The sequence below is a fragment of the Nonomuraea guangzhouensis genome (genome assembly GCF_019396345.1).
GTDB lineage: Bacteria > Actinomycetota > Actinomycetes > Streptosporangiales > Streptosporangiaceae > Nonomuraea > Nonomuraea guangzhouensis.
Genome location: NZ_JAHKRM010000010.1, coordinates 234,791 through 260,710 on the forward strand (window position 1 = coordinate 234,791; position 25,920 = coordinate 260,710).

19 protein-coding genes are annotated in these 25,920 nt (G+C 69.4%); 6 read left to right on the forward strand and 13 right to left on the reverse strand.

Features of this window, described 5'->3' with window-relative positions:
• The gene (locus KME78_RS22340; RefSeq protein WP_308127082.1) at positions 1-522 is read right to left on the reverse strand and encodes a PH domain-containing protein; all 522 of its coding nucleotides are present in this window, start codon (positions 520-522) and stop codon (positions 1-3) included.
• 543 nt (positions 523-1,065) lie between these two features.
• On the opposite strand from KME78_RS22340, the gene KME78_RS22345 reads away from it, so the two are divergent.
• The 3 genes from KME78_RS22345 (at position 1,066) to KME78_RS22355 (ending at position 5,718) form a co-directional block, all read left to right on the forward strand.
• Positions 1,066-1,587 carry a YbhB/YbcL family Raf kinase inhibitor-like protein gene (locus KME78_RS22345; protein ID WP_308127083.1) on the forward strand — a complete coding sequence of 174 codons (522 nt, stop codon included), beginning with the start codon at positions 1,066-1,068 and terminating at the stop codon, positions 1,585-1,587.
• A 183-nt stretch (positions 1,588-1,770) separates the two neighbouring features.
• The gene (locus tag KME78_RS22350) at positions 1,771-3,408 is read left to right on the forward strand and encodes a hypothetical protein (RefSeq protein WP_219531059.1); all 1,638 of its coding nucleotides are present in this window, start codon (positions 1,771-1,773) and stop codon (positions 3,406-3,408) included.
• A gap of 90 nt (positions 3,409-3,498) precedes the next feature.
• Positions 3,499-5,718 carry a SulP family inorganic anion transporter gene (locus KME78_RS22355; protein ID WP_219531060.1) on the forward strand — a complete coding sequence of 740 codons (2,220 nt, stop codon included), beginning with the start codon at positions 3,499-3,501 and terminating at the stop codon, positions 5,716-5,718.
• Positions 5,719-5,883: 165 nt separating this feature from the next.
• On the opposite strand, the gene KME78_RS22360 is transcribed toward KME78_RS22355, so the two are convergent.
• The 4 genes from KME78_RS22360 to KME78_RS22375 all read right to left on the reverse strand — a co-directional run bounded on the left by KME78_RS22360 (position 5,884) and on the right by KME78_RS22375 (position 11,001).
• Positions 5,884-7,194: a M14 family zinc carboxypeptidase gene (locus KME78_RS22360; RefSeq protein WP_219531061.1), complete on the reverse strand. Its 1,311-nt coding sequence runs from the start codon at positions 7,192-7,194 to the stop codon at positions 5,884-5,886.
• 52 nt (positions 7,195-7,246) lie between these two features.
• Complete coding sequence (locus KME78_RS22365; RefSeq protein ID WP_219531062.1) at positions 7,247-8,332, reverse strand: TOMM precursor leader peptide-binding protein; 1,086 nt, start codon at positions 8,330-8,332, stop codon at positions 7,247-7,249.
• A gap of 280 nt (positions 8,333-8,612) precedes the next feature.
• Positions 8,613-9,263, reverse strand: coding sequence for a TetR/AcrR family transcriptional regulator (locus KME78_RS22370; RefSeq protein WP_246651573.1), 651 nt, complete (start codon positions 9,261-9,263; stop codon positions 8,613-8,615).
• Between the two features lie 106 nt (positions 9,264-9,369).
• Positions 9,370-11,001: an FAD-binding oxidoreductase gene (locus KME78_RS22375; protein WP_219531064.1), complete on the reverse strand. Its 1,632-nt coding sequence runs from the start codon at positions 10,999-11,001 to the stop codon at positions 9,370-9,372.
• A gap of 174 nt (positions 11,002-11,175) precedes the next feature.
• Here KME78_RS22375 and efeB point away from each other — a divergent pair, with 174 nt between their 5' ends.
• On the forward strand, positions 11,176-12,372 hold the full coding sequence (gene efeB / locus KME78_RS22380; protein WP_219531065.1) for an iron uptake transporter deferrochelatase/peroxidase subunit: 1,197 nt from the start codon (positions 11,176-11,178) through the stop codon (positions 12,370-12,372).
• Here the strand turns inward: efeB and KME78_RS22385 are convergent.
• The 5 genes from KME78_RS22385 to KME78_RS22405 all read right to left on the reverse strand — a co-directional run bounded on the left by KME78_RS22385 (position 12,369) and on the right by KME78_RS22405 (position 22,084).
• Positions 12,369-12,965, reverse strand: coding sequence for a hypothetical protein (locus KME78_RS22385; protein ID WP_219531066.1), 597 nt, complete (start codon positions 12,963-12,965; stop codon positions 12,369-12,371). The genes efeB and KME78_RS22385 overlap by 4 nt on opposite strands.
• A gap of 3 nt (positions 12,966-12,968) precedes the next feature.
• Positions 12,969-20,576: a polymorphic toxin-type HINT domain-containing protein gene (locus KME78_RS22390; RefSeq protein WP_219531067.1), complete on the reverse strand. Its 7,608-nt coding sequence runs from the start codon at positions 20,574-20,576 to the stop codon at positions 12,969-12,971.
• 252 nt (positions 20,577-20,828) lie between these two features.
• A complete protein-coding gene (locus KME78_RS22395) occupies positions 20,829-21,320 on the reverse strand; it encodes a DUF5946 family protein (protein ID WP_219531068.1) in 492 nt (163 codons plus the stop codon).
• 42 nt (positions 21,321-21,362) lie between these two features.
• Positions 21,363-21,800, reverse strand: coding sequence for an ATP-binding protein (locus KME78_RS22400; RefSeq protein WP_219531069.1), 438 nt, complete (start codon positions 21,798-21,800; stop codon positions 21,363-21,365).
• Positions 21,797-22,084, reverse strand: coding sequence for a hypothetical protein (locus KME78_RS22405; RefSeq protein WP_219531070.1), 288 nt, complete (start codon positions 22,082-22,084; stop codon positions 21,797-21,799). The genes KME78_RS22400 and KME78_RS22405 overlap by 4 nt, the downstream gene beginning before the upstream one ends.
• Positions 22,085-22,303: 219 nt before the next feature.
• Here KME78_RS22405 and KME78_RS22410 point away from each other — a divergent pair, with 219 nt between their 5' ends.
• Positions 22,304-23,092 carry a helix-turn-helix domain-containing protein gene (locus tag KME78_RS22410; protein ID WP_219531071.1) on the forward strand — a complete coding sequence of 263 codons (789 nt, stop codon included), beginning with the start codon at positions 22,304-22,306 and terminating at the stop codon, positions 23,090-23,092.
• A 65-nt stretch (positions 23,093-23,157) separates the two neighbouring features.
• The gene (locus tag KME78_RS68035; protein ID WP_372454922.1) at positions 23,158-23,292 is read left to right on the forward strand and encodes a DUF397 domain-containing protein; all 135 of its coding nucleotides are present in this window, start codon (positions 23,158-23,160) and stop codon (positions 23,290-23,292) included.
• Between the two features lie 551 nt (positions 23,293-23,843).
• Here KME78_RS68035 and KME78_RS22420 read toward each other — a convergent pair.
• From KME78_RS22420 to KME78_RS22430, 3 genes are all read right to left on the reverse strand, one after another.
• Positions 23,844-24,251 carry a hypothetical protein gene (locus tag KME78_RS22420; RefSeq protein WP_219531073.1) on the reverse strand — a complete coding sequence of 136 codons (408 nt, stop codon included), beginning with the start codon at positions 24,249-24,251 and terminating at the stop codon, positions 23,844-23,846.
• 706 nt (positions 24,252-24,957) lie between these two features.
• The gene (locus KME78_RS22425) at positions 24,958-25,515 is read right to left on the reverse strand and encodes an AbfB domain-containing protein (RefSeq protein ID WP_219531074.1); all 558 of its coding nucleotides are present in this window, start codon (positions 25,513-25,515) and stop codon (positions 24,958-24,960) included.
• Positions 25,516-25,628: 113 nt separating this feature from the next.
• Positions 25,629-25,919 carry a polysaccharide deacetylase family protein gene (locus KME78_RS22430; protein WP_219531075.1) on the reverse strand — a complete coding sequence of 97 codons (291 nt, stop codon included), beginning with the start codon at positions 25,917-25,919 and terminating at the stop codon, positions 25,629-25,631.
• Between the last annotated feature and the right edge of the window lies 1 nt (position 25,920).

The window sequence follows — 25,920 nt, forward strand, 5'->3', positions numbered from 1 at the left end:
TCATGTGGCATCGTCCCTGAGCTCTTCCGCCCGGCGCGCCAGCTCCTCCGCCAACCCCGCCGCCACCTCGTAGTCCAGCCCCTTGATCGTCGACGACCCCGCGTGGGACGCCGTACGGATCTCCAGCGTCGCCAGCCCGAGCAGCCGTTCGACCCACCCCTGCGCCTTGTCGACGGTCTGGATCCGGCTGACCGGTACGAAGACCCACTCCCGGGTCAGGAACCCCGACCGGGTGTAGACCACATCGCCCGACAACTCCCACCGATGTACGGCATAACGCACGAACGGCTCAGCGATCAGGAACGGCGTGGTCAGCACCCCCACCCCCACGGGCAGCAGCCACGAATCGTCGGCGAACCAGCCTGGCACCCACGCCCACCCGCTCCCCCCGACCCAGCGCGCGACCAGGATCGAGCAGCCCACCAGCAGCACGAACCCGAACAACGCCTCGGCCAGCCAGAGCCGGACGGCCTTCGGCGACACACGGTGCTCCGGATCACGCAACGGGCCAGAAGTCGTCACAGGGCCAGCTTATGACTCCCGCCCGCGCCAGTGATCTCCCAGAGGCGCCGGATGTCCTCGGTAGAAGGGGTAGATGATCCCCCTCTTCACCGCTGGCGATCAGTGCTATATGACCCTTCACCGTAGGACCCGTCTCAGGTAACGACCTGGTGCCCGGTTTCACCGGGATGCGGGTGAATCCGGGAAGGCAGAGCCCGCGAAACGCGGTGCCCGCACTCCCGGACACGCGATCCCTCCGCACCCTTCGATCCGCCGGGCGAACCGGCCCGGTCGCCCCGGCGACGAGAACCAGCAGGCCGCGGCAGGATTCTCCGATGCCGCCCACGATCTCCCCGCCCCGGCGAAGCACCCGCGGGCCGAGGACGGCGACGCTCGGGAATGTGGCGAAGTTCACTCCCCCATGCCCGCTTTGTGGCGGCTTTGCCGTCCTTTACCGACCGCCGACCCTCGCGAAACGGTCGGCGCACGGCCGATAGCCGCGTAGCATCATGCGGCATGGGGCTGTGTAACACGGCAAGACGCGTGAGACGCATCGCTGTCTCTGTGACAGTGGTGACCGTCATGCTCGCGTCCTCCGGTTGCAGCTTCCTCATCGGAAGATCCCAGGCCAAGGAGATCGCTGAGATCAACGTCTCGAGTCCGGAGTTGCGCGAGGGCGAACCACTGCCGAGCGAATTCTCCTGCGATGGCGCCCAGGGCAGCCCGCCGCTGCGCTGGTCCAGCGAACCCCTGTCCGATGCCAAGTCGATCGCCATCGTGGTCGATTCTCACTCACCATCAGAATCCGCCGTCCAGTGGGTGCTCTACAACATCCCCGCGACGACGACCGAGCTGGGGCCGAACGCCACCGCGAGCCCGCCGGAAGGCGCGAGCCAGGCGAAGGTGACCAGCGGCAAGGCGGGCTACCAGCCGCCATGTGTGAAGAACGGCAGTTACCGGTTCAGCGTCTACTCGCTGAGCGGCAAGGTCGAGCTCCCGGAGGGCGCCCCCCTCTCCGACGTCTTGAAGAAGATCGCGGACTTGACCATCGCTCGCGGCCGGCTCACGGTGGTGAACATCCAGTGAGACAGCAATCACTAAACGTAGTAATAGTTACCAATTCTTCACGTAGGGTGTGACAACGCTCATAGTGGTCCGACACAATCAGATCCAATTGCTAGGTGCTGGTGATCAAAGGGGGAAGGTCGCGTCGATGGCCGCGCGATCTCACCGGTGCCGCAGGGAGGCCATGGCTTTGAGGGTGGTGCAATGATCGCGGTCGTAGTCAGCTTGGTCGCTGTCGTGCTCCTCGTGCTCGTCGTCGTGGCACTGGGCATGCGTTCTATGAACCGTCGGGAGAGCTCTCTCCCTCCTGAGCGGCTGAAGCAGATGGCCGAGAAGGACGAGAGGACACTGACGCGGTCGACGGACGAGTTCTCCAAGAGCGAACCGCGCATGAACAACTTCAGCCCTGACTTCAGCCCCATCGACGAGGTCAAGGCGAAGCCGGTACGCACTGGTCAGCGCGGCAAACGCGGCGTCGACGAGTGGGGCAACCCGCACTCCGACGTCGAGGACGAGGAGTTCTGGGCCAACATCCGCAGCGACGCGGAAGAAGGCGGCTTCGGCGCCGGCGGCACGGTCGCGGCGCGCAAGGGCGCCTCGCGCCCCGTCGAACGCCCTTCCGAGCGGCCCGCCGGGCGACCCGCCGAGCGCGAGAAGCAGCCGACGGCCCAGCGCGAGCAGCGGCCCGCCGCCAAGCGTGAGCGGCCCGCCAAGCGCGAGCCCGTCACCGCAGACCCCAACGCCGCGACCGTCCAGGCCCCGCTGCCCAACCGCCCCAACCGTTCGCGTTCCCAGCGCCCCACCCCCGCGGCCGCCAATTCCGGCTCGTCCGGCCTGGCCGATCTCGTGGAGTCGGCGCAGCGTCCGACCCCGACGGCCGCCGAGCTGGCCGACCAGCGCACGGTGACGTTCTCGGCCCCGACCCCGCCTGACGTGATGAGCATCCTCGGCGTGGGCGCCCAGCAGGTGACGCCGCCCAACCGGCCTCAGCCCGGATCCGGCACCGGCTCCTTCCCGGCCGTCGGCAGCGCCACGTCACTGAGCACGAACAGCCCGGCGACCTCCAGCGGCGCGTTCCCCGCCGTCGGCAGCGGCGCGTTCCCCGCGACGCCGGCCTCCGCCAACAGCGGTGCCTTCCCCGCCACGCCGGCCACTCCCAACAGCGGATCTTTCCCCGCGACGCCGGTCTCCCCCATCAGCGGCGCGCCGACGAGCGCCCCGTTCACGATCTACGGCGCCAACACCGACCCGCTCGAGAGCACCTGGACCAACCCGCCGGTCGTGCCGACGGCGTCAGGCTCGTGGCCCGCGCTTCAGCAGCACGACATCCTCGACGACCCCACGCCGGGCGCCCCGTCGAGCGACTCCTGGCCGGCCTTCGAGCCGCAGCAGCCCGCCGCCGCCCCCCGCGGCTCCTATCCGGCGTCCTACGAGGTCCGTGCGGGCTGGGCCGTGGCCGACGACTCCGACCCGCTGACCGGCCCCTCCCCCGCGACCGGCACCCCCACGGCGCCCGCGCGTTCGGTCTCGGCCTACGACGACGTGCTGTCGGCCTCGCCCGTGCAGCCGGCGCCCTTCGCATACGAGACGGGCGACATCACCAGCCTCCCGCCCGGCCAGATCGCGCAGACCTTCGCGTACGAGACCGGCGACATCACCAGCATTCCGCCCGGCCAGCTGCCTGCGGGCTGGAACGACCCGCCCGCGGGCAGCGGCGCCTGGCCCAACTACGGCGGCCCGTCCGACACCGGCGCCCGGCAGGGCGCCCCCGGTGGCGGCCAAGGCGGCGGGCGTCGTCGCGCCACCACCCCCGAGCAGGAATTCCCCGACTACTACCGCTGACCAGCGGCTGAGTGAGGCGGCCACTCATTAATCTGTAAAGCCGCCAAGGACCCCTTAACCCCCGGCGCGCGGGGCAATAGAGTCTGCCGTATGATCGGCGACACTCTCCGTCGCGTGCCGAGCACGCTCAGGTACGACGTGCCTGCCTCACTCGTGGTGTTCCTCATCGCGGTGCCCCTCTCGCTGGGCATCTCGATGGCCTCGGGCGCCCCCCTCGCCGCCGGGCTGATCGCCGCCATGGTGGGCGGCATCGTGGCGGGCGCGCTCGGCGGCTCCGCCGTACAGGTGAGCGGGCCCGCGGCGGGCCTGTCCCTGGTGGTCGCGGATCTCGTGCAGACGTACGGCTGGCGGGCCACCTGCATGATCACACTGATGGCGGGGCTGGTGCAGCTGGTGCTCGGGGTGTTCCGGGCGGCCAGGGCGGCGCTGGCGGTCTCGCCGGCCGTCATCCACGGCATGCTGGCGGGCGTCGGCGTGGCCATCGCGCTCTCCCAGCTGCACATCGTGCTGGGCGGCCAGCCGCAGCGCTCGGCCCTGGCCAACATCGTGGAGCTGCCCGCGCAGCTCGCCGAGATGCAGGGCCACACGGTGGTGGTGGGCCTGCTCACGATCGCGATGCTGGCGCTGTGGACGCGCCTGCCCAAGCGGGTCAAGGTGGTGCCGGCGCCGCTGGCCGCGCTGCTGGTGGCCGGTGTGACCGCGTGGGCGTTCAACTGGGATGTCACCCGCATCGACCTGTCCGACAGCATCACCGAATGGACCGTTCCCGTCCTGCCGTCCGGCGACTGGCACCGGATCGTGGCGTCCGTGCTGCTCGTCGCGCTGCTGGCCGGGGTCGAGTCGCTGCTGTGTTCGGTCGCGGTCGACGGCATGCACAGCGGCCCCCGTGCCGACCTCGACCAGGAGCTGAGCGGGCAGGGCGTGGCCAACATGGTCTCGGGAGCGCTCGGCGGGCTGCCGGTGGCGGGCGTGATCGTCCGCAGCACCGCGAACGTGCAGGCGGGCGGGCGCACCCGGCTCTCGGCGTTCCTGCACGGGGTGTGGGTGCTGGTGTTCGCCCTCGGCTTCGGCTGGATGATCAAGCTGATCCCGATGGAGGCGCTGGCGGCGCTGCTCGTCTTCATCGGCGTGCAGATGGTCAACCTGGGCCACGTCAGAAAGGTGCACGGCCACGGCGAGGTGCCGGTCTACCTGGTGACGATGGGGGGCGTGCTGGTCCTCGGGCTCGCCGAGGGCGTGCTGGCCGGGCTCGCGCTGGCCGCGCTGCTCGCGCTACGGCGGCTGACCTGGGTCACCGTCAAGACGCGGCCGGAGCAGGACGGGCGCTTCCACGCGACGATCTCCGGCTCGCTCACCTTCCTGGGCGTGCCCCGGCTCACCCACGAGCTGCGCGCCATCCCGCCCGGCGCGGCCGTGGACCTCGACCTGAACATCGACTTCATGGACAACGCCGCCTTCGAGGCCATCCACTCCTGGCGGCTGAACCACGAGCGGCTGGGCGGCAGCGTCGACATCGACGAGATACACGACGAGTGGTACGCGATGGCGGCCAGCGGCACCCGCCGGTCCCGGTCCAAGACGCCGCCGAGGGCACCGGACCGGTGGTGGCTGCCGTGGTCGCACCGCCACAGCCGCCCCGCCCGGCACGGCGTGCCCGCTCCGGGCGGCCCCCGTCCGGCCAGCGTGGAGTGCCAGCTGACGGCGGGTGCGCGGGAGTATCACCGGCGTACGGCTCCGCTGGTGCGGCCCATCTTCACCGAGCTGGCCCGCAAGCAGCAGCCCACGCACCTGTTCATCACCTGCGCCGACTCGCGGGTCATCCCCAGCCTGATCACCGCGAGCGGCCCCGGCGACCTGTTCACCGTGCGCAACATCGGCAACCTGGTGCCGCGCAGGGGCGCCGAGCCGCATGACGACTCCGTCGTGGCCGCCATCGAGTACGCGACGCAGGTGCTGGGCGTGCACACGATCACGGTGTGCGGGCACTCGGGCTGCGGGGCGATGTCCGGGCTGCTCAGCGGCGGGGTGAAGGCGGGCAGCCTGCCGGGACTGCGGCGCTGGCTGCGGCACGGCTACCACAGCCTGGCCACGTTCATCGAGACGGCGGACGAGCCGCTCGACGCCGGGGCGCTGGACCGGCTGTGCAAGGTCAACGTGCAGCAGCAGCTGGATAACCTACGGACCTATCGCAAGGTCGACGAACAGGTACGAGCCGGGCAGCTGGAACTGGTGGGACTGTACTTCGACATCAGCTCCGCGAGGGTGCACATGCTGCCGCCTCCGCCGGCTTCGCTCTCCGTGAAGATCTGATCCGCGGGCCGTTCTGCGTAATCATGCGCAGACCCAGGGGTGGCGCCGGGTTAGCGTCAGCGGTGTCGCGCACGGTCGACCTTGGTCCCCCACCTGGCCGGGCGCGACGGCCGGTCCGCACTCCCAGGGGCCGGAGGGGCGGAGGGAATCGGCACCCTCCGCCCCTCACCCTTGGGTGGAGCGCAGCCAGCGGGCGGTGGCCAGCGCCGCTTCCGTCTGGATCGTGACGATCCTGCCGATCGGATCGGCGAACGGGACGAGCTCGTCCTCCGCCGCCGCACACAGGCGCCGCAGGCGCTCCTCCAGCGTGTCCCGGACGGCCGTCAGGGTGGCTGGGCGGTTGTCCGCCGCCGCCTCGGCCTCCAGCAGCCGCAGGAACATCGCGCAGGCCCGCAACGGCAGGCGGCGCACAGTGTCGTGGATGCCGCTCGCCTCGGCCCGCGTGACGGTCCTGGCGGCGTCCGCCCGGTCCACGGCGCCTTCCAGCGAGGCGATCAGCAGGTGGGAGACGGCGAGCGTGTCGTCGACCGCCGCGTGGAACGGGGTGCGCGCGACGCACTGGTGGCGGATGTCCGTACGCGCCCGGGCCAGCGGTTCGAGCTCCTCGCGCAGCCGTACCGCGGCCGCTTTGACCAGGTGCCCGAAGGAGAGCCCGGCGTCCGAGGGGTCGTCGCACCCCGGAGTGGTCCACAGGGGCACCTCGGCGATGAGCGTGAACGTGCCGTAGCGGTCGGCGTAGTGCCAGCTCGACGCCCCGTACGTACGAGGGGTGCGCGCGTCCCCGCCGGTCTCCACGAAGTCGATGTGCTCGGCCGGCGGCAGCAGCGTGACGCCGGGCCCCGCGACCCGGTAGCCGACCGTGTCGATCGGCCCCAGGTCCAGCGGGACGCCCTGGCCCGCGGCGATCGCGGCCAGCTCGGCGGGCAGGCCGGGCACGTCGCGGCTGATCTGGAAGTACGCGCCGCCGAAGTCGGCGTTGTGCAGCGACAGCATGAACGCGGGCCGCAGCTCGTCGATGACCCGCATCAGGGCCAGGGTCTCCGGCAGCGGCCGGTCGAACCGCTTGCGCCCGGAAGGGATGGGGAAGGTCCATTCGGGCTGGTCGCTCATGGACGGGCGGTAGAAGTGTCGGTGATAGTGGCTGATCGTGTACGGCCCGCCGTACCAGCCCTCGTTCAGCCGGGCGCCGTCGGGATCCACGCACGCGATGAAGTGCCAGGTGAATCCTTGCCGCTCGGCCGGGTTCTCGCACAGCGCCGAGGCGAGGCGGAGCACGGTCAGGAAGCCGGCGGGCTCGTTGGCGTGCGGGCCGCCGAACACCAGGGCGTTCTGGCGGCCGTCTCCGATCGAGACCAGTTCCAGCGGCTCGCCCTGGCGGGAGGAGCCGATGCGGCGTCTCCTGCAGGTCGCGGGGAACCGGTCGCACAGCTCCCGCAATAACGCGGCCATGTGGTCAATGGTCGGGATCTCGCGCATGGGGGAAGCCTCTCAAGCGCGCGCCGCCACGTCACGTGCCAGATGCGGGACGTTACGCACTCTCGGCCGGATCACCGCAGACCGGGCAGGCGTCGAGCCGGGTGACGGACTGCTCCGCCGTCATCATCGTCAGGAGGTCGAAGTGGACCACCCGCCCGGCCAGGGCCACCGGGACCACGCCGGTGAGGAACCGGACCGCCTCGGCGGCGAGGAACCCGGCCACGATCGAGCAGAGCGGCCCGAACGCCGGGATGATCCGCCCCTGATTCTGTACGACGGGCAGCTCCCGCCCGTCATTGCGGACCCGCAGCTCCTCGTCCAGGCAGGCCAGGCAGGCCGAGCTCCCCGGCACGACCAGCGGCCCCGCGATGCCCAGGTGCTGGGTGAACCCGCCCGGCAGGAACGGCACCCCGGCGGCCAGGCAACCGGCGTTCGTCCAGCGGCGGATCTGCGGCTGCGGGCTGTCGGCGGTGGCGATGACCAGGTCCGCGCCGGCGACCACGTCCGCGACGTCCCCGGCGCTGGTCAGCGTGCGGTGGTGCGTCTCCACCTTGAGCGCCGGGCTGTGCTCCACGAGCCTGCGGGCGGCCGTGTCCACCTTCGGGTCACCGACATCCTCCGCCTTGTACAGATATTGGCGGTGAAGGTTGGACTCGTCCACGTCGTCCTGGTCGACGAGCCGCAGCCGCCCCACCCCGGCCGTCGCCAGTTGCAGGGCGACGAACCCGCCTATCCCACCGACGCCGAGGACGGCCACAGTACGCCCGGCGAGGTCCCCGATCATCTCGGCGGCCCGTGACGCGGGCTGGAACATGGAGAAGAACAGCGCCTGCCGCGACGAAGGCCCGTGGCGCGTCAGCAGCTCGACCTCCTGCTCCTCGACCAGGATCCGGGCCGCGAGCAGGGCGGTGATGGCCTGGTCCACCTCGGCCGCCGTGACGCCGCCGATCCCGGCCGTGAGGCTGACCAGCTCCTCGCGGGGCAGCGGGGTGGAGGCGCATCGGCGTACGAGCTCGCGCAGGGCGGGGGCGGCGGACCGGAGCACCTTTCCCGTTCCCGGCAGATCGCCCAGCCGGACGAGTTCCCGATGGTCGTCAACGAACAGCGGAAACGCCGGATTGACCAGAACGCGAGACAATATCCGCTCCAAGCGGGGGCACGGCACGGGATTGGCGACAGGCGGGTCACCAATCCCGCGATGAGTTTCAGCTGTTGCTGTTACCGCAGGTGAGCTCTACTTCCTCTACCTGCGTGATCGTGATCTCCATGTAGGTTCCCCCTCCCGATGATGTGGGGACATATGTGGCTATTGAGAAGAATGCCCCCGAGCGAGGAAGTTAGTTTCCCGGAACGCGAGTGTCCAGCGGTTTGGACATTAAGGAGCCGGTTCGATGGCCGGCGCAGCTCCGAAACAGGGTTTACGGAGTATCCGGTTTCGCGCGATAAGCACGGAGAAATGCTTTCACCCCGTCGACCACCACCCTCTCGATCTCGTCCTCTCCTAACGGAGCCGCGCCGAACAGCGATCGGTTGCTCAGCACACTGCCGACCAGCACGACGAGATGTTCCGCGGCGACGACGGGGTCCGGCACGTCGAGCAGGCCCTGCTCGCCCAGCCGGGCCAGGCGCGCGGCCAGCGCCCGCTGATCTGGCCCGACGGGACGCCAGCCGTCCAGCAGTTCGGGGAAGTGCACCACCTCAGCGATCATCAACCTCGTGATCGCCGAACGTTCGGGGCAGCGGACCACGGCGTGGGCGAACCCGCGGCCGAAGGCCAGCAGGGCGGCCTCCAGGTCACGCACCTGGCCCAGGGTGCGGTCGAGCAGGTCGCCGAACTCCGCGCTCCGCGTGGCGCAAGCCTCCTGGATCACCGACAGAAAGAGCTGTTCTTTGTCCAGGTAATAGTCATAAATGGTGCGTTTAGACACACCAGCCTTGGTCGCGATGGTGTCAACGCTGGTCCGGGCGAATCCTTCTTGAAGGAAAGCTTCAAGCGCCGCCCGCTCGATGACGGCCCGCTTGACGGGCGAGCCTTGTCGCCCCCTTGCCGTGTAGCGCCCCCTCCGCAATGCGGCTCTCCTATCGTGGAGTACGGCTCTGGCGTTTTTCGCGCTCTATGTATGAGGCGTTCCATGCCGTTCCACGCCGGGAGACCTGATGCCGCTCAGCCCCCTCCTAGGGAAGCTCGATGGCCAAGGCGTGCTGGAAGACGTTGCGCGGATCCCACCGGGCCTTCACCCGTTGGAGGCGTGGGTAGTTGTCCTTGTAGTAGAGCGTGTGCGCGGGCACGCCTGAGGTGTTCCATGTCGGGTCGGCCAGGTCGGCGTCGGGGTAGTTGATGTAGGAGCCGTCGTTGACCTCGCCGGGTACGGGCACGCCGCCGGTGTCGGCGTACACCTCACGGTAGAAGTGGCGGACCCAGGCGAGGTTGGCCGCGTCGTCTTTTTCGTCACCCCAGATGGTCTGGTAGACCGCCTTCATGACCACGTCTCGCTGGGCGATCGCGGTGGCCCCCGGCGCCACCGCGCGGACCTGGCCGCCGTAGCCGATGAGCAGCATGCCGGAGTCCGGCCCGCCGGTGGAGTTCGTCAGGTTGCGGTGGACGGCCGCGAGCTGGCTCTCGGTGAACGAGCGACGCAGGTAGCCGGCCTTGATCTTGTACCGCCGGTTGATCACGTCACCCGGCTCGCCGCTGCCCGGCCAGGTCATCCGGTGCAGCCACGGTATCGTCCGCCGGATGTCGAGCGCCGGCGTGAGGTCGACACCGGCGGTCACCGCGGACACGAAGCCGGTCACCATGCGGTCGGCGTCAGGGAGGTCCGCGTCGATCTGCGCGACCAGCGTGACGGTGCCGCCGGCGCGGTGCGACAGCAGGAGGATCCCGTACAACCCGGCGTATGGAGAGCCGGGCGCGCTGTTGCGCTCGTGCCAGGTCCCGAAGTTACGCAGCAGCCCGCTGAGCGCCTGTTCGGTCATGTGCTCCCAGGACCAGAGGACCGCGTGCTGCAGCATCCGCCGGGGCGAGGCCGGCAGCAGCTTGGCCGGGTCGGTGCCGGTGGAGTCGGGCGAGCGCAGCCAGTAACGGGTGACCACGCCGAAGTTGCCGCCGCCACCGCCGGTGTGCGCCCACCACAGGTCATGGTTCGGGTCGTCCGGCTCGCGGGTAGCGACCACCGCGCGGATGGTGCCGTCGCGGTCGACCACCACGACCTCCACGCCGTACAGGTGATCCACCACCGAGCCGTACCGCCGGGACAGCGGCCCGTACCCGCCGCCCGCGAAGTGCCCACCGGCCCCCACCTCCGGGCAACTGCCCCCAGGGATCGTCACCCCCCAGCCCTTGAACAGCGTCCGGTACACATGACCGAGGGTGGCTCCGGGTTGCACGGCGAACGCCCGCCGGCCGGCGTCATAGCCGACCGCGTCCATCGGGGACAGGTCCAGCAGCACCCGTACCGCCGGATCGGCGGTGAGATTCTCGAAGCAATGCCCGCCGCTGCGCACCGCGACCCGCCGGCCGGACCGCACCGCCTCCGACACCGCGCGCACCACCTGATCGGTCGACCCGGCCACCCGGATCTCGTCCGGCCGGCCCGCGAACCGGAAGTTGTTGCCCCGCAACAGGTTGTCGTAGCGAGGGTCGCCCGGACGTACCGTCACCGGTCCGAATACCGCCGCGTCCGGTACCGCCGCGGCGGCGGCCACCCCGGCACCCAGCGCGGTGACCGCCACAGCACCCGCACCGGCGAGCAGCCCACGACGACTCACCGCTGCGCCGCTCGTACTCTCATCGCTCACTTCTGGCATGGGTCTCGCTCCTTTTCGATGGGAGACCTCAGCCTCTCCGTCCGGCCACAAGCCGCACATCACCCCATGTCATGAATCGGCGGCTGAACTTTCCGCCCCTCTGAACGGCTGATCCGCCCCACCGATCGGCTGACCGGCGGCAGGATAAGGTCAAGATCTTCGGAGGGAGGTTCGGTGGGGAGACTGAGCAGGCGCGGGCTGCTGACCGCCTCTGGCGCGGGCGTGGTGGCCGGCGCGGCGGCGACGGCGGGCGCCTTTCTGCTGGGCGAGGCGGAGCCGCCGGCGAGCGCGGCTCCGGCCCAGGTCGTGGACTTCCATGGGCCGCACCAGGCAGGCATCGCGACGCCCGTACAGGACCGCCTTCACTTCGCGGCCTTCGACGTGGCCGTGGGCACGCGCGAGGAGCTGATCGCGCTGCTGGTCTCCTGGACCAGGGCCGCCGAGTCGATGACGGCGGGCCGGGTCAGCGCCGCCGACGACTCCGGCGAGGCCCTCGACCTGCCCGCCTCCCGACTGACGCTGACCGTCGGATTCGGGCCCACGCTGTTCGAGCGGGCGGGGGAAGATCGCTTCGGCCTGGCCGCCTCGCGGCCTCCCGCGCTGGCCGACTTACCGGCCTTCCCCGGTGAGAAGCTCGACCCGGCACGCGGCGGCGGCGACATCGCCGTCCAGGCGTGCGCCGACGACCCGCAGGTCGCGGTGCACGCCATCCGCACGCTGGCCCGCATCGGGCTGGGCCGGGTGAGCATGCGGTGGTCGCAGCTCGGCTACGGCAAGACCTCCTCGACCACGCCCACCCAGCTCACCCCGCGCAACCTCATGGGCTTCAAGGACGGCACCGACAACATCCCGCACGACGACCACGCCGCGCTCGACCAGCACGTCTGGGTGGGCGCCGCCGACGGGCCCGCGTGGATGGCGGGCGGCAGCTACCTGGTCGCGCGGCGGATCCGCATGCACCTGGAGGCGTGGGACCAGGCCTCCCGGCAGGACCAGGAGGCCACGATCGGCCGTACGAAGACCGAGGGCGCCCCGCTCGGCGGCAAGGGCGAGCGCGACAGGTTCGATCCGGCCGTGCTCCCCGCCGACTCGCATGTGCGCCTGGCCCATCCTTCGTCCAACGGCGGTGTACGGCTGATGCGGCGCGGCTACTCCTTCGTGGACGGCAGCGACACCCAGGGACGCATCGACGCGGGCCTGTTCTTCCTGGCCTACCAGCGCGACCCGCGCCGCCAGTACGTGCCCGTGCAGCGCAGGCTGGCCACCGGCGACCGGCTCTCGACCTACATCCGGCACGTGGGGTCGGGCCTGTGGGCGTGCCCACCCGGCGTGTCTCCGGGCGGGCACTGGGGCGACACGCTGCTGGGCTAGAGCTCGCCCTGGCGGATCCAGCCGCCGGGCACCAGCCGGGCGAGCTGCTCGCGCAGCAGGTCGCGCAGTGGCCCGTCGGGCTGCTCGCCGTAGAGCTGGAGCAGCCTGGCCGGCCGCTCCAGGATCTCCTCGGGGTCGTCCTGGCGGTCGGTGTAGTCGGTGATCAGCTCCGGCAGGCGGGCGGCGACGTGCTCGTCCAGCCCGAGCCGGACCGCCGAGCACAGCGCGTACTCCCAGGCCACCAGGTAGCGCCAGAGCTTGTCCTCGCCCTCGAAGTAGGCGCGCTCCAGCCGGGAGAAGGCGCCGAGCACCGCACCGTGGTCACCGTCGCGATAGGCGAGCACGATGAGGTGGAACAGCGCCCACTGATGCCCGCGCCGCAGCAGCTCCGCCCGCTCGAAGGCGGCCCGCGCCTCGGCGTGGGCGCCCAGCAGGTAGAGAGCGTAGCCCCGCACGTAGTGGGCGTCGGCCGAGCCGGGGGCCTCCTTCAGCAGCCGCTCGCTCTCGCGCAGCAGCCGCCCGAACGTCTCTGGAACCTCCGGCCCGTCCTCCGCCGCCTCGATCAGCTCGACGATCGGGGTGTCAGCGGGCACCGCTCACCATCCTCCGGAGTGGCCGGTGGATCTGCCGTTGGCCATCCAGCGCTTGGCGGTGGCGCGCAGCTCCCTCTCGATCTCCGGCAGCATACCCGGGTGCTCCCTGATGAAGCGTTCGAGATCCCTGGCGGCGGCCTTGAAGCCTTCGCCGTGCCGCCCGCTCTCGAAGCCGCCGTCGCCCCGGTACCTGTCGCGGATCTCGCGCTTGACGGAGTTGGCCCATTCCGACGGGGACAGCCAGCCGCAGGGGTACTTGGGACGCGGGCTGTTGTGGACGAGGACGTCGCTGCCGCCCTGGACCACGTAATAGCTGTGCGGGCCGTCCACGCTGAGGTTGTGGACGCGCTGGCTGTCGCGGTGCTCGGTCTCCACCGCCGACACCTGGACGAGGGTGCCCGCCGAAGTACGCAGCCACATGCCCGGCCGCAGCTCCGAGGCAGGCAGCCAGGTCTTCAGCGCGGGCACCCAGAACGGGTGGTTGTCGGTGGCGACCAGCACCCCGCCCGCGATGCCCACCTTGACCAGGTCCTTGGCACCCTGGCTGGTCATGGTGGCCACGACCGGCTGCGAGCTCGTCTTTCCGGTTTCGGGGTCGGTCGCCAGGACCCGGTCGCCGACCGCGACCTCCTCGATGGCCTTGGCGCTGCCGTCGGCCATCCGTACCTTGGTGCCCGGCACGAAGCTGCTGGTCAGGCGGCAGGTCTTGCCGACGCTCTCCACCACTTCATCGCCGTACTTGCCGAAGCGGGCGAACTTGGTGCCGCCGAAGGTGATCGAGCCCAGGGCACCCTCCAGACAGCCCTTGCCGAAGCCCCGGGCGTAGTCGCCGAAGGAGTGCTTGCGGCCGAGCAGCGCACCGGCGACGGTGTTGATCACGCCGTTGCCGACGCACGCGCCCACGGCCGCGACCACCTGCGGCGGGATCGTGCCGTCGGGGTCGGTGTAGTCGGCCGGGTCGCCCAGCGCGTACTCGTAGAGGTTGTAGCCACCGCCGAAGCCGATGGTGTCCTCGGAGACGAACCGGCGCAGCGACGGGGAGTACAGGCGAGACCTGTTGTCCTGCAGCCCGCCGGGGATCGGCGCGCCGGAGACCCGGCCGGTCCAGCGCACGGTGTTGGGGTCGTCGGCCGCGGAGGACGTGGTGGCGCCGAACAGGTCGTAGCCGTAGGTGGTGGTGATCTGGCCCGAGCCGTCGGTCAGGGCCAGCGTGGAGCCGAGCGCGTCGGGGAGCAGTCCCTGGACCTGGCCGTCGCCGCTGATCCTGGCCAGGGCCTCGTCCTGGCCGAAGCCGTTGAGGAAGGAGACGTCCGCCCCGCCGGGCCCGCTCTGCCCGATGAGGGCGTCGCCGTCGAAGCGGAAGCGGGTGGTGTCGGAGCCGGTGGTGCTGCCGACCCTGCGCCCTGCCGGGTCGTAGCCGAGGGTCGTGGTGACGCTGCCGTCCGACACCGTCACGAGCTCGCCGCGGGCGTTCCAGGTGTAGGTGAAGGCGCCGTCGGAGGTGAGGTTGCCGGCCGGGTCGTAGCCCAGGGTCCGGCCGCCGTTGCCGGTCAGCCGGTTGGCGTCGTCGTAGGTGAGGCCGGTGGCGGGGGCGGGGAGCTGGGCGCGTACGAGGGTGCCGCGCATCCGGGTCCGGCGCCCGAGCCGGTCGTAGTCGTAGGCCACGTCGCCGACGCCGGTGGTGCCCCGCTTGTAGCCGATCGAGGTGAGCAGGCCAGACTTGTCGTAGCCGTAGGCGGCCGTGATCCCGCCGGGCAGTGACTTGGAGGTCATCCTCGCGTCGTCGTCATAGCCGTACACGGTGCTGACCGCGCCCCGGGTGACCGACTTGAGCAGGCCGTTGGGGAAGTAGTCGTAGCCGACCGCCGGCTGGCCCGAGGCGGTCATGGACTTCAGCCGCCCGGCCGCGTCGTAGGTGTAGCCGACGGTCCCCGCCGAGCTGGTCTCGGAGGTCAGGTGGTCGAGGTCGTCGTAGCCGTAGGCGATCTTCCCGGCGCCGGTGGTGCTGTCGCTCAGCTCACGGATGCGGCCTCTGTCGTCGTACTGGGCGCTCTGGGTCGACTCGTAGTTCTGGCCGTTCTTGCCGAAGCCGGTGAAGGTCGCGCGGCCGAGCTCGTCGTAGCGGTACTCGGTGACCTTGCCGCGCCGGTCGGTGACCGTGGACAGGCGGTTCATGCCGTCGTAGGTGAAGGTGTCCTTCGCCCCGAGCGGGTCGGTGCGTTCGAGCAGTCTGTCGGCGTTGTCGTAGCGGTAGGAGGTGATCTTTCCGCGGGCGTCCTTGACCGAGGCGATGTTGCCGTTCTCGTCGTAGTCGAAGATCGTCTCGTCGCCGCCCGCGTCGGTGACCGACTTGAGCATGTCGGCCGCGTCGTAGACCCGTCCGGTCGAGGTCCCGTCCGGGGCGATCGTCTCGATCACGCGGTTGGCCGCGTCCCGGACGAAGCGGGTCTTGCGTCCCTCCGGGTCGGTCACCGTGCTCAGCGCGCCGTCGATGTAGTCGTAGGTGGTGACGCGCCCTTGCGGGCTGGTCCGGGTACGCGGGTGGCCCTGGGCGTCGTAGCTGGTCTTCCAGGTCTTGCCCAGCGCGTCGGTGATCTTCTCCGGGTTGCCGTACGCGTCGTACTCGAAGCGGGTGACGGCTCCCGTGGGGTCGGTCAGCGTGTCCGGCCTGCCGTACGGAGTGCCCTGGTACGTGGCGTGGCCGGTAACGGTGGCCGACCCTGCCGCGCCCTTGAGCTCCAGGGGGTTGCCCGCGGGGTCGTAGGTGATCGTCGTGGTGCGGCCGAGGCCGTCGTCGATCGTCCTGGGCAGGTCGCTGTCCGGGTCGCGGGTGATCCTGATGGTGTGCTCGCGGCCGGTCCCCGCCGCCTGGGTGTCGGTGGCCAGGTAACCGAGGGCGTCGTAGGTGGTCTTGCGTACGGCGCCGTCCGGCTCGGTGACCTGGGCGGCGACGACTCGCGAGCCGTCGAGGGCGTAGGTGAAGGCGTAGGTGCCCTGGCCGAGGATCGTCTGGGTGGCGACCCTGCCGTTGGCGTCGTAGACGTTGGTCAGGTAGGTGTGGCCGCGGGAGTCGGTGATGGCGTTCATCCGGCCCGCGGTGTCGTAGCCGTAGGTGGTGGCGTGGCCGGTCGGGCCGGTCACGGTCCTGAGCCGGTCTCCGTCGTAGCCGTACGTCACCGAGCGACCCGCGTTGTCCTCCACCTTGGTGACCCGGTCGGCGGCGTCGTGCGAGTAGCTGAGCCAGAACCCGTTCGGCGAGCGGACCTCCGTGATCGGCCCGAGGTAGCTGCCGAAGCTGTTCTTGTACTTGCGCAGGATCTTGACGGTGTTGCCCTGCGCGTCCCGGATCTCCTGCAACGGCGCCTCGTCGCCGAAGACGTAGGTCATGCCGTTACGCAGCTTGAGGTGCCAGCCGCCTTGGTTGCACCCGCCCACGTAGTGGAAGGTGGACCCGGTGAACTCCGGCGAGGTGTCGCGGGCCTCGAAGGCCGCGTCACAGAACCCGGTGCCCGGCGAGGTCCGCACATAGTGCACCTGGGAGCCGTCGGGGAAGTTGAGGTCGGCCTCCTGATACTGCTTCCGCGACGACAGGTACATGTTGTACAGGTCGTTGCTTCCGATGCCCATGGAGCGCTTGCGGGTGTCGCCCGGGTTGTAGCCGCGGTTGACGGTCAGCGGCATGACATCGTCCACCATGAGGTCGGTCTGGCTCAGGGTGAACAGTCCGCTGCCGAGGTCGACGGGGTCGCCCGAGGAGTTCAGGAACTTCAGCAGCCACTTCCACAGCGGCTCCTCGTTGCCCGGCACGTTGATCATGGCGCCGTCGAAGTCGGAGATCGCCGTACCCGCATCGGGGATGACCTGCCGGGCGGCCTGATCGACCTTGCCCGCGCCGAAGATCTCCCAGCCCTCGCCGCTCTTGTCGTAGTGCCAGAAGTTGACCCGCTGCCCCGCCGTGAGCTTCAGGTAGTTCGGGTAGGTGATCTGGGCGGTCCCGCCCACCAGACGGCCGCCCGCGGGCTGGACCGTGTAGTAGACGGGCACGCGCACGCCGTCCGGCATGGGGATCGGCGTGCGGTCCACCGGGATCGGGGTCACGCCGACGCGCCGTACGGGCTTGCCGTCGGCGTCCTCGATCGTCACGCCCGCCGGGATGCGCACCTCCAGGCCGGGCACGCCCGGGTTGGAGAGCACGACCTCCTTGGTGGTCGGCGAGGGGATGTCGATCTCGTAGTCGGTGTCCAGGGCGGGCAGGTACGGCGTGTAGAACAGCTCGTTGTCGCCCGCCTTGAGCGGCACCTGCACGTCGAACACGCCGTACTTGAGCTTGCTCGTCGAGGCGCTACGGCCGTCGATGCGCAGGCGGCGCACGCCCTGGCGCAGGTCGGTGAGGTGGAAGGCGCCCTTGGCGTCCGTGCGGGCCTCGCGGCCGTCGGCGCGCAGGGTGACACCGGGCAGTGGCAGCCCCGCGGTGGTCTTCACGACCCCGGTGAGGCTCGCCTCCTTGTGCTTCTTCGAGGTGAACGTCGCCAGGGGCGCGCCGCGCTCGACCCCGTCGGGCAGTTTCGTCTGGGCCGTCTCGCCGGATTTCGCGGCCTGCTTGCCGGCGCGCGCGGCCGTCCCGACCGCGACGCGAACGGTGGCCGCGCCCGTCTCGGCGTCCTTGGGGCTGATCTTCAGGGTGTAGGTGCCGGCGGCCGTCAGGGTGGCGACGCGGGAACCGTTCGCGGACAGGCACGAGGTCCACACGCGCGCACCGGTGGGCGGCCACAAGTCCGAGGTGAGGCAGCTCGTGTACGTCTCGTTCACCATGGTGATCTTGATGCTCTGCCCGGCGGTGGCGGTGAAGGTGACCGCCGAGTTCTGGCCGGCCTTGGTCGTGGTGACCACGACGTCCGCTCCGCCGACGGTCGCCGCCTTCTGCGCGTCGGCGGGCACGGCGACCAGGGTCACCGTGATCGTGCCGGTCCAGCCGTCCTTAGGGTCGAAGGCCAGCCGGTAGGCCCCTGCGACGGGTAACTCCAGCGTGTCGATGTACTCGGCCGCCTGGTAGGCACAGGTGTTCTTGAACAGCTCGGTGCCATCCGGCTTGAGCAACCGCACGTCCAGCGCACAGGCGGGCGCCCCGGCCGGAATGGCCAGTTTGGCGAAGATCCGCTGCCCGGCCGTACCGGTGAACGTCACCGCCCCGCCCTGGCCCGGCTTGGCGATCGCCACCGCGGCCGGGGCGGCGTCCGGCGAGGTCGGCACCACCACGTCGGCGGGGACGCCGGTCAGGGCGAACGTCAGCGTGCCCGTCCAGGCTTCCTTGGGGTTGATCGTGAACCGGTAGGCGCCGTCGGCGGGCAGGGTGATCGTGTCCAGGTACTCGGCCGCCTGGTAGACGCAGGTGTCCCTGAACAGCTCGGTGCCATCCGGCTTGAGCAACCGCACGTCCAGCGCACAGGCGGGCGCCCCCGCCGGAACGGTCAGCTTGGCGAAGATCCGCTGCCCCGCCGTACCGGTGAACGTCACGGCGGCGTCCTGGCCGGGCTTGGTGATCGCCACCGAGGCCGCGGCCGCGTCCGGCGAGGTCGCCACCACCACGTCGGCGGGCACGTTCAGCACCTGCAGCGTCGGCGTGCCCGTCCAGGCGTCCTTGGGATTGATCGTGAACCGGTATACGCCGTCGGCGGGCAGGGTGGCCGTGTCCAGGTACTCGGCCGCCTGGTAGACGCAGGTGTCCCTGAACAGCTCGGTGCCATCCGGCTTGAGCAACCGCACGTCCAGCGCACAGGCGGGCGCGCCCGCCGGAACGGTCAGCTTGGCGAAGATCCGCTGCCCCGCCGTACCGGTGAACGTCACCGCCCCGCCCTGGCCCGGCTTGGGGATCGTCACCGACGCCGGGGAGGCGTCCGGCGAGGTCGCCACCACCACGTCGGCGGGCACGTTCAGCACCTGCAGCGTCGGCGTGCCCGTCCAGGCGTCCTTGGGGTTGACCTTGTAGCTGTAGGTGCCGTCCGCCGGCAGGCTGACCGTGTCCAGATACTCGGTCGCCTGGTAGAGGCAGGTGCTCCTGAACAGCTCGGTGCCGTCCGGCTTGAACAGCCGCACGTCCAGGGCGCAGGAGGGCGCGCCCGCCGGGACGGTCAGCTTGGTGAAGATCCGCTGGCCCGTCGTACCGGTGAACGTCACCGTCCCGTTCTGGCCCGGCTTGACGATCGCCACGTCGGACGGGGCGGCGTCCGGCGAGGTCGGCACGGCCACGTCGGCGGGCACACCGATCACCGCCGCCTTGTACGTACCGGCGATCAGGCCCTTGGGATCGACGGCTACCCGGTACGTACCGGACACCGGCAGCGTGACCGTGTCGAGGAAGGAGTCGACCGCGTATACGCACGTGTCCTTCACCAACTCGGTGCCGTCGGGGGCGCGCACACTGGCGGCCACGTCGCAGGCCCTCGTGCCGGTCGGCATGCCGAGCTTGGTGAAGACCCGCTGGCCGGCCGTCGCGGTGAAGGTGAAGGCGGCCTGCTGACCGGGGAGGGTCGTGGTGAGGGTGCCCTGTGCCCCGTCAAGGGCGAGCTGCGTCGTGGCGTCGGCGACGGCGGAGGCCAGAACGTCCACCTTGCCGGTCTGGGCGTCCTGCGGGTCGAGCAGCACGGCGTAGGTCCCGGCTTTCGAGCCTTCCGGCAACTCCCATTCCCAGGTGGTGCTCGTGCACACGCTCTCGCTGTGCAGCGAGGTCCCGTCGGGGCCGTACACGGTGATGGGCAGGCAACCGGAGAAGGTCTTTCCGGACATGTAGAGCATGGCGCGCTGTCCGGCCTCCACATCGAACAGCGTCAACGCGATCTGCTCGGCCGCGCCGATCTGGACCGCGGTGAGGGTGTTCTGGGCCAGCCGCACCGCGCCACCCGTACCGATGTTGGCGGCCAGGTAGGGCGCGGGCGGGACGACCACGTCACCGGCGGAGACCGCGCTGCCGCCGGGGTTGACGACCTTCACGTGCCCGAACGCGGGGCCCGGCGGAAGCTTGACCTTCAGGTCGCCCGTGGTGGCCTGCGTCACCTGGATCTTCGATCCGTTGAGCGAGGTGATGTTGCGGATCCTGTCCGCGTCGAAGCCGCTGCCGGGCACGGTGACCTCGGCCCCCGCGTCGCCGACCGTGATGCCGGCCAGGGTGACCGCGGGCTTGGTCCGGGTTCCGGTGACCTTGAAGCCCTTCCAGGCTGCGGACTTACCGCCGATGGTCACGGTGACGTCGCCCGAGGCGGCGCCGTCGGGGACCGTCACGGTGATGGTGTGGTCGGTGACGGCGCTGGGGGCCGCGGTGGTGCCGCCGAAGGAGACCGTCACCGCGGACTTGTCCGTGCCGAACGCGGTGCCGTAGACCGTCACGGAGGTGCCCGGAGTGGCGTTGGGCGGGGAGACCTGGGCGACCGCCAGCGTACCGGCGGGCAGGTCGCGGACCTCGGTGATGTTGCCCGCAGGATCATGGCTGATCTTCGAGCCGTCGCCCGGCTGGGCGAACACACCGGTCACGCGACCGTTGGCGTCGTGCGCGTACGACACGTCGGCGCTCTGCGCGGCCGCCTGCTGCTTGGCGGCCGGTTCTTTCGCGGCCTCCACCCGCGTCGTGGCGGCGACCGGGACTGTGGTGGTTCGAGGTGGTGCCGGTGGCCCCAGAGAGGCGACCAAGGCAGCAACAACTAAACCCGCGACCACCCGCATACGACACCCCGGTTCAAATTATGATCAACCCGGGCAAACCATAAGGATCATTACAAAGCCCCGTCAATGATCTCGGACCAAGTTGTAGGACACCCGAGCTCAGGCCTGCTCGGCATGGCTCGGTTCGGGACGCTGGAGGGGCGGCCGTGCTCAGTCTCCCGGCCTGTTCCACCTGCGGATCGTGGCGTGGTGCGGCGCCCAGGCCGTCCACACGTCGCGCCCCCAGGCCCAGACCAGTCGCTCATGCTCGGCGCCGTCACGGGCGGCGAGCACGTCGACGACGGTCATCAGGCCGTGCAGCGGCGGTGGCCGCAGCCAGTGGAAGTAGTCCGGCCGGTCAGCCATCATCCGCTTGTGCAGTGCCGGCCCCTCGCGCGGGTCGACGTCGTCCTCGACGAACAGGCACAGCGTCATCAAGCACAGGGCCAGGCTCTGGATCTCCCGTCGGCTGCGGCCGCCGGGGTGCTGCGCGATGTAGGAGTCCACGACCAGCTGGTGGACGTGGCGATAGGCGGCGACGCTGTACGAGAGCGCCAGCAACTCGCCGTAGCGCCCCCAGCACTCGGCCGACGCCCCACGCTCGTCAGGGAGCGGCCCACCGGTGGCCGGGGCCACCAGCCCGCACCCGGGACAACTGGTCATCAGCCGCCACGTTAGGGGGTGACGTAACGTCAGGGTCAAGCATCATTCGGCCAGCCGGAACCAGACCAACCTGCTGGTCTCGTCATGGCAGGATCCCCATTCCTCGGCGAGCGACTCCACCAACCACAGCCCCCGGCCTCCGTCGTCGTCGAGCGCCGGGAGGCGTACGACAGGCGCGGTGGTGGAGGACCCGGCGTCGGTCACCTTCACTTGTACGGTCGTGCCGGTTCGGGCGATCTGGACCGTCACCCGTCTGGAGCCGGAATGAGTGATGGCGTTGGTGACGACCTCGCTCAGCAAGAGAAGCGCGTCGTCAAGAAACGATGGCGGGCCACCGACGGACAGCACGGAACCCGCCCAGGCGCGGGCCTCGGGAACGGATACCTCCGCCGCCGGGAATTCTCTGCGCCAGGTGACAGGTGGCGCGTTCGTGAATGCCGTCCGGGACCGGTCGTGGTAATTGTGAAGCGGCCTTTTCATGCGTTCACCTCCGCCACGATTATGTCGGCGGCATTGGCGGCGTTCGCCACCACCCATTTGTCACGCCGCCAGAGCCGTGCCCACCATGGCCGCCAGGTGAACACCCAGTCGTGGTGACGGCGGATGGCGGTGATGTGGACCGTGGCGCCGTTCCCGGAAAGCATCTCCAGAACCGGCCGGCCGATCACGGGGACGACCAGCGAGATGCGGATGCCCATACCGTGCAGCTCCCAGCCCAGCCGGGCGAGGTGGTCGAATCTCTCGTACTGTTCACGCGCCGTCATTTCTCTCCCGGCCATAGAAATCGATAGGCTGCGCTCAGCATGACTTCTTGGCGTCGAGTCGGCGGCCGGGTCACCAAGCCAAGTCAGAACGCATAATGACGATCACTGGTCAGGCGTGGTTTAAATGGTGTCGCCGGACAAAGAGGCTTTCCGTTTTTCTCTGATTAGAGAGGAAATGTCATGAATGTTGTGCCGTCTCTCGATCCAGGGTCCCCGCGCGTGCGATTCGGTGCCGAGATGCGGCGGCTACGGGAGGCCGCGGAGCTGTCGCAGGCCGCCGTGGCGGCTCGGCTCGGGTGCACGCAGACGCAGGTGAGCAGGCTGGAGAAGGCGACCCGCACGCCGTCGCGGTCCGACGCCGAGCGACTGGACCTGCTGTTCGGTACGGCCGAGGGCGTTTCCTTCACCCGGCTCTATCAGAGCATCACCGCCCAGTCCGGCAGTCCGGTCTGGTTCCGGAGTTGGGTTGAGGAGATCGAGCCCACCCTCCTCGTCCTGCGCTCCTGGGATCCCCTTCTCATCCCGGGGCTCCTGCAGACCGAGGCATACGCCCGTCACATCTTCAGCCAGGGACCGCAGATCACACCCGAAGATGTGGATGAACGCGTCGAAGCTCGCATGCGTCGGCAACACATCCTCGATCGGAAGAAGCCGCCCATGCTCCTGGCACTCGTCGATGCGGGTGTACTGCGCCGCAGAATCGGCGGCCCCGAGGTGATGCGTGAGCAACTCGGCCATGTGCTGGAGCTGGCCCAGCGACCTGCCGTCTTCGTCCAAGTCGTCGACCCAGAATGCGTTGCGGGCCTGGCAGGGGCCTTTATGATCGCCAAGCTCCCGAACCACCAGCCTGATGTCGTCAGTTCGGACTCACCGACGCAGGCGCATATCACGACGGACCATGACATCGTCACCTCTATTTGGCAGCGCTATGAGGCGATACGGCTATGGGCTTATCCTGAGCGCGTATCCCTCAAGATGATCGAGGAAGCGAGACGCGCATGGACCTGAGCGCTGCCGCGTGGCGGAAATCATCGCGCTCTTCGGACAACGGCGGCCAGTGCGTCGAAGTCGCCATGAACCTTCCCGGAGTAGTCGCCGTTCGCGACAGCAAGGACCCGAACGGCCCCAAACTCCTCTTCTCCCCCACCGACTGGAAGACATTCGTCAACAGCCTCAAGGCCGGCGACGCCCAGTACCTCCGCGAATAATCGAAACTGAAGGGGCTGACACGACAGATGTAGTTCGTGACCAGCAGCATGCACGACACGGTATGGCGGCCTGCCACGGCGTCGTCAGTCTTCTCCCAGGCCGCTTTCAGCTCCGCGAGCAGTTCCGGCCGGTCGGAGGCGAGGTCGGCCTGCTCGCGGGAGTCTCGCGTGAGGTCGAACAGATAGTCCGTGCCGTCGGCGTCCTGGTAGTACTTCCAATCGCCGCGCAGCAGATATCCCGCCAGGCTGATGCCGTCCAGCGGGTAGGCCGGCGGCTCTGCGTCGCCAAGGACGTCGAACTTCTCTTCCTCTGAAGTCCGTGAAGCTCCACACGTCCTCAACGTGGCGGATCCAGCACGCTCGATCCGCGCCGGCTCGGGCTGGTTTCGTTCGAGTACGTCCCGCCGCCCATGACGTGAAATCCCCCGCCGCGCCCGGATTCGGGGCACACCACGACCTCCGGCAGGCCCGGCGTGGTTCAGTAGCGGTAAAGCGAGAGGCGGCTGCCGAAACAGCCGCCTCTCAGACGATGGTTCTAGCCGGTTTCGGCGCTACATCGGGTCGCAGGGAAGGCCCCAGCTCGAATAGCCGCCACCAGGCTCATGGTGCCAGAGTTCGGCGCAGATGTTGGTGCCTGCGGCCGCTGGCCAGGGGTTGTTGAACGTCAGTGTGGCGCCGGCGTAGGTGTAGGTGCCGGTGTTGGTGTCATGGCCAGGGCTCCAGACATGGATGTGGTAGGTGCCGTTGGGGCCGCAGCGGCTTTGGTGCTGGAGCGTGATCCTGTTGTTCTGCGCCCACAGCCCCAGGCACCTGCTGATCCCGGTTGGTTTCTTGGCCAGGTTGGTGGCTGTGGCAGAAGCAGGTGCTACCGCGATCGTCGCGGTGGCCGCGAGAAGGGCCGCCGTCGTCAGGAAGCGGCCCAGAACTCGGGCCTTGTTAAACTTTCGTGCTGTCTGCATCGAGTCTCCCCGTGAGTTCGACAGAGCGATTGCAATAAGCCTCACAGTGCGCGATTGCCGTCACCAGGACTTGCGCCGGTCATTTCCCGGTCTTTCCTGCTGTCTGGACCTCAGCTTCACGCCCATCCAACAGGAGCGGGGGTTCACTTGCGGAACGGGTTGGGGATCTCGCAGGCATCGCGTCGTGCACCGGCTCAACGATCTTGGCCACGCCCACCGCTACATCCCGCCCGCGCCGTCGCCGCGGCGGGTCAGGCGAGTTTGCCGCGCAGGCCGGCCAGTGCTTCGTCAGCGGGGGCCAGGATGCGTTCGTCGCATGGGCCACCCCGCAGCGGGAGGCGCTGCGGAGACGTATCCGGTTCACAGCCGTGCGCGACGTGGTCGTCCACGAGACTGCCGACCCGGTGACGCACTGGCGCTGTGGTTCAAGTCGTTCGAGCAGCGGTTTCCATCGTCACCTGGATGGCGGCCGATGGACGTACAGGATGAGCGAGGTCAACGTGGACAGCGCCATCGCGCGCTTACGGACGTTTTCCGGAGCGGGGAGGTGACCGTAGTTTGCCGAGGGTACCTGGCCACGCTGGCCCCGACCCGCAACGGCTGACCGCTGGATGGCTTGCCGCGAACTGGTGACACTCCCACCGGCGCGTGACAGCCGCAGGCGGCCCGGTCTCCAGGAGACCGGGCCGCCTGCACGCCAAAGCCTTTACGGGACCCCGATCACCTGGAAGGTCGCGTCGTTGGCGAGGTTCCAGGAGGTCTGCTCAGAGATGTACAGGTGGTAGTCGGAATGGCGCAGCCATTGCGTGGGGAAATTGAACGACCTATAAGACACGCCGCCGGACACGCCCGACAGTCCGGGCTTGCGGTAGAAGGAAGCGTCCCTGACGAAGAGGTCGTACGACGGATCATTGGTGGAAGGCCGTGGGGCGAGTTTGATCCGGCCGTACTCGTGCCGCAGATACCAGCCGGGGAAATTCCGCGACTCGAACGAGATGAGGCCGCTCGTATTGCTGGTGCGATCGCTCGCCAGTCCCGGCACCTGCTCGAAGGCGAAGTCTCCATACGGAGAGCCGGCCGGGCAGGGTGAGATCTCGCCGAGCAGGTAGGCATGCCGTATGCAGTACCCGGGGATGTTGAGCGGCTTGAAGATGTTGTAGTTCGCGGCGTTGGCGGCGGTGGGCATGAACAGGGCCACTCCGATGGCGCATGCCACGACCGCCAGGACGAGCTTGCGCCATGAAATGTGGGGGTGAGAGAGCACCACGAAATCACCTTTTTCGAGAATCGGCTGATTACTGGTGCCATCTTTTGGCGGCGGCCTCTCTTCGGGCATGAGTAGGCCCCTGCTCAAGTGCGTCGACCTTGACGGCGGCTCTAGCTCACGGCCAGGGGGTCGCGCTCCGGGGATGACAGTCGTGCGGGCCGGGCCTGGCGGTACCAGTCGAGAATCTGCTCACCGGTCCAGAACTCGACGTCCTGGTGGGCACGGATGTGCTGCAGGACGTGCTCGAAATACCTCAGGCGGTGCGGCGCTCCCATGATGTACGGGTGCACGACCAGCGCCATGGCCCGGGCGGACTCCGCCGAGTCCTGGTACAGCTGGTCGAACTGGTCGACCGCCCGCTGGAAGTACTCACGAGCCGGGTGGTGCTGAATCAGCATCATC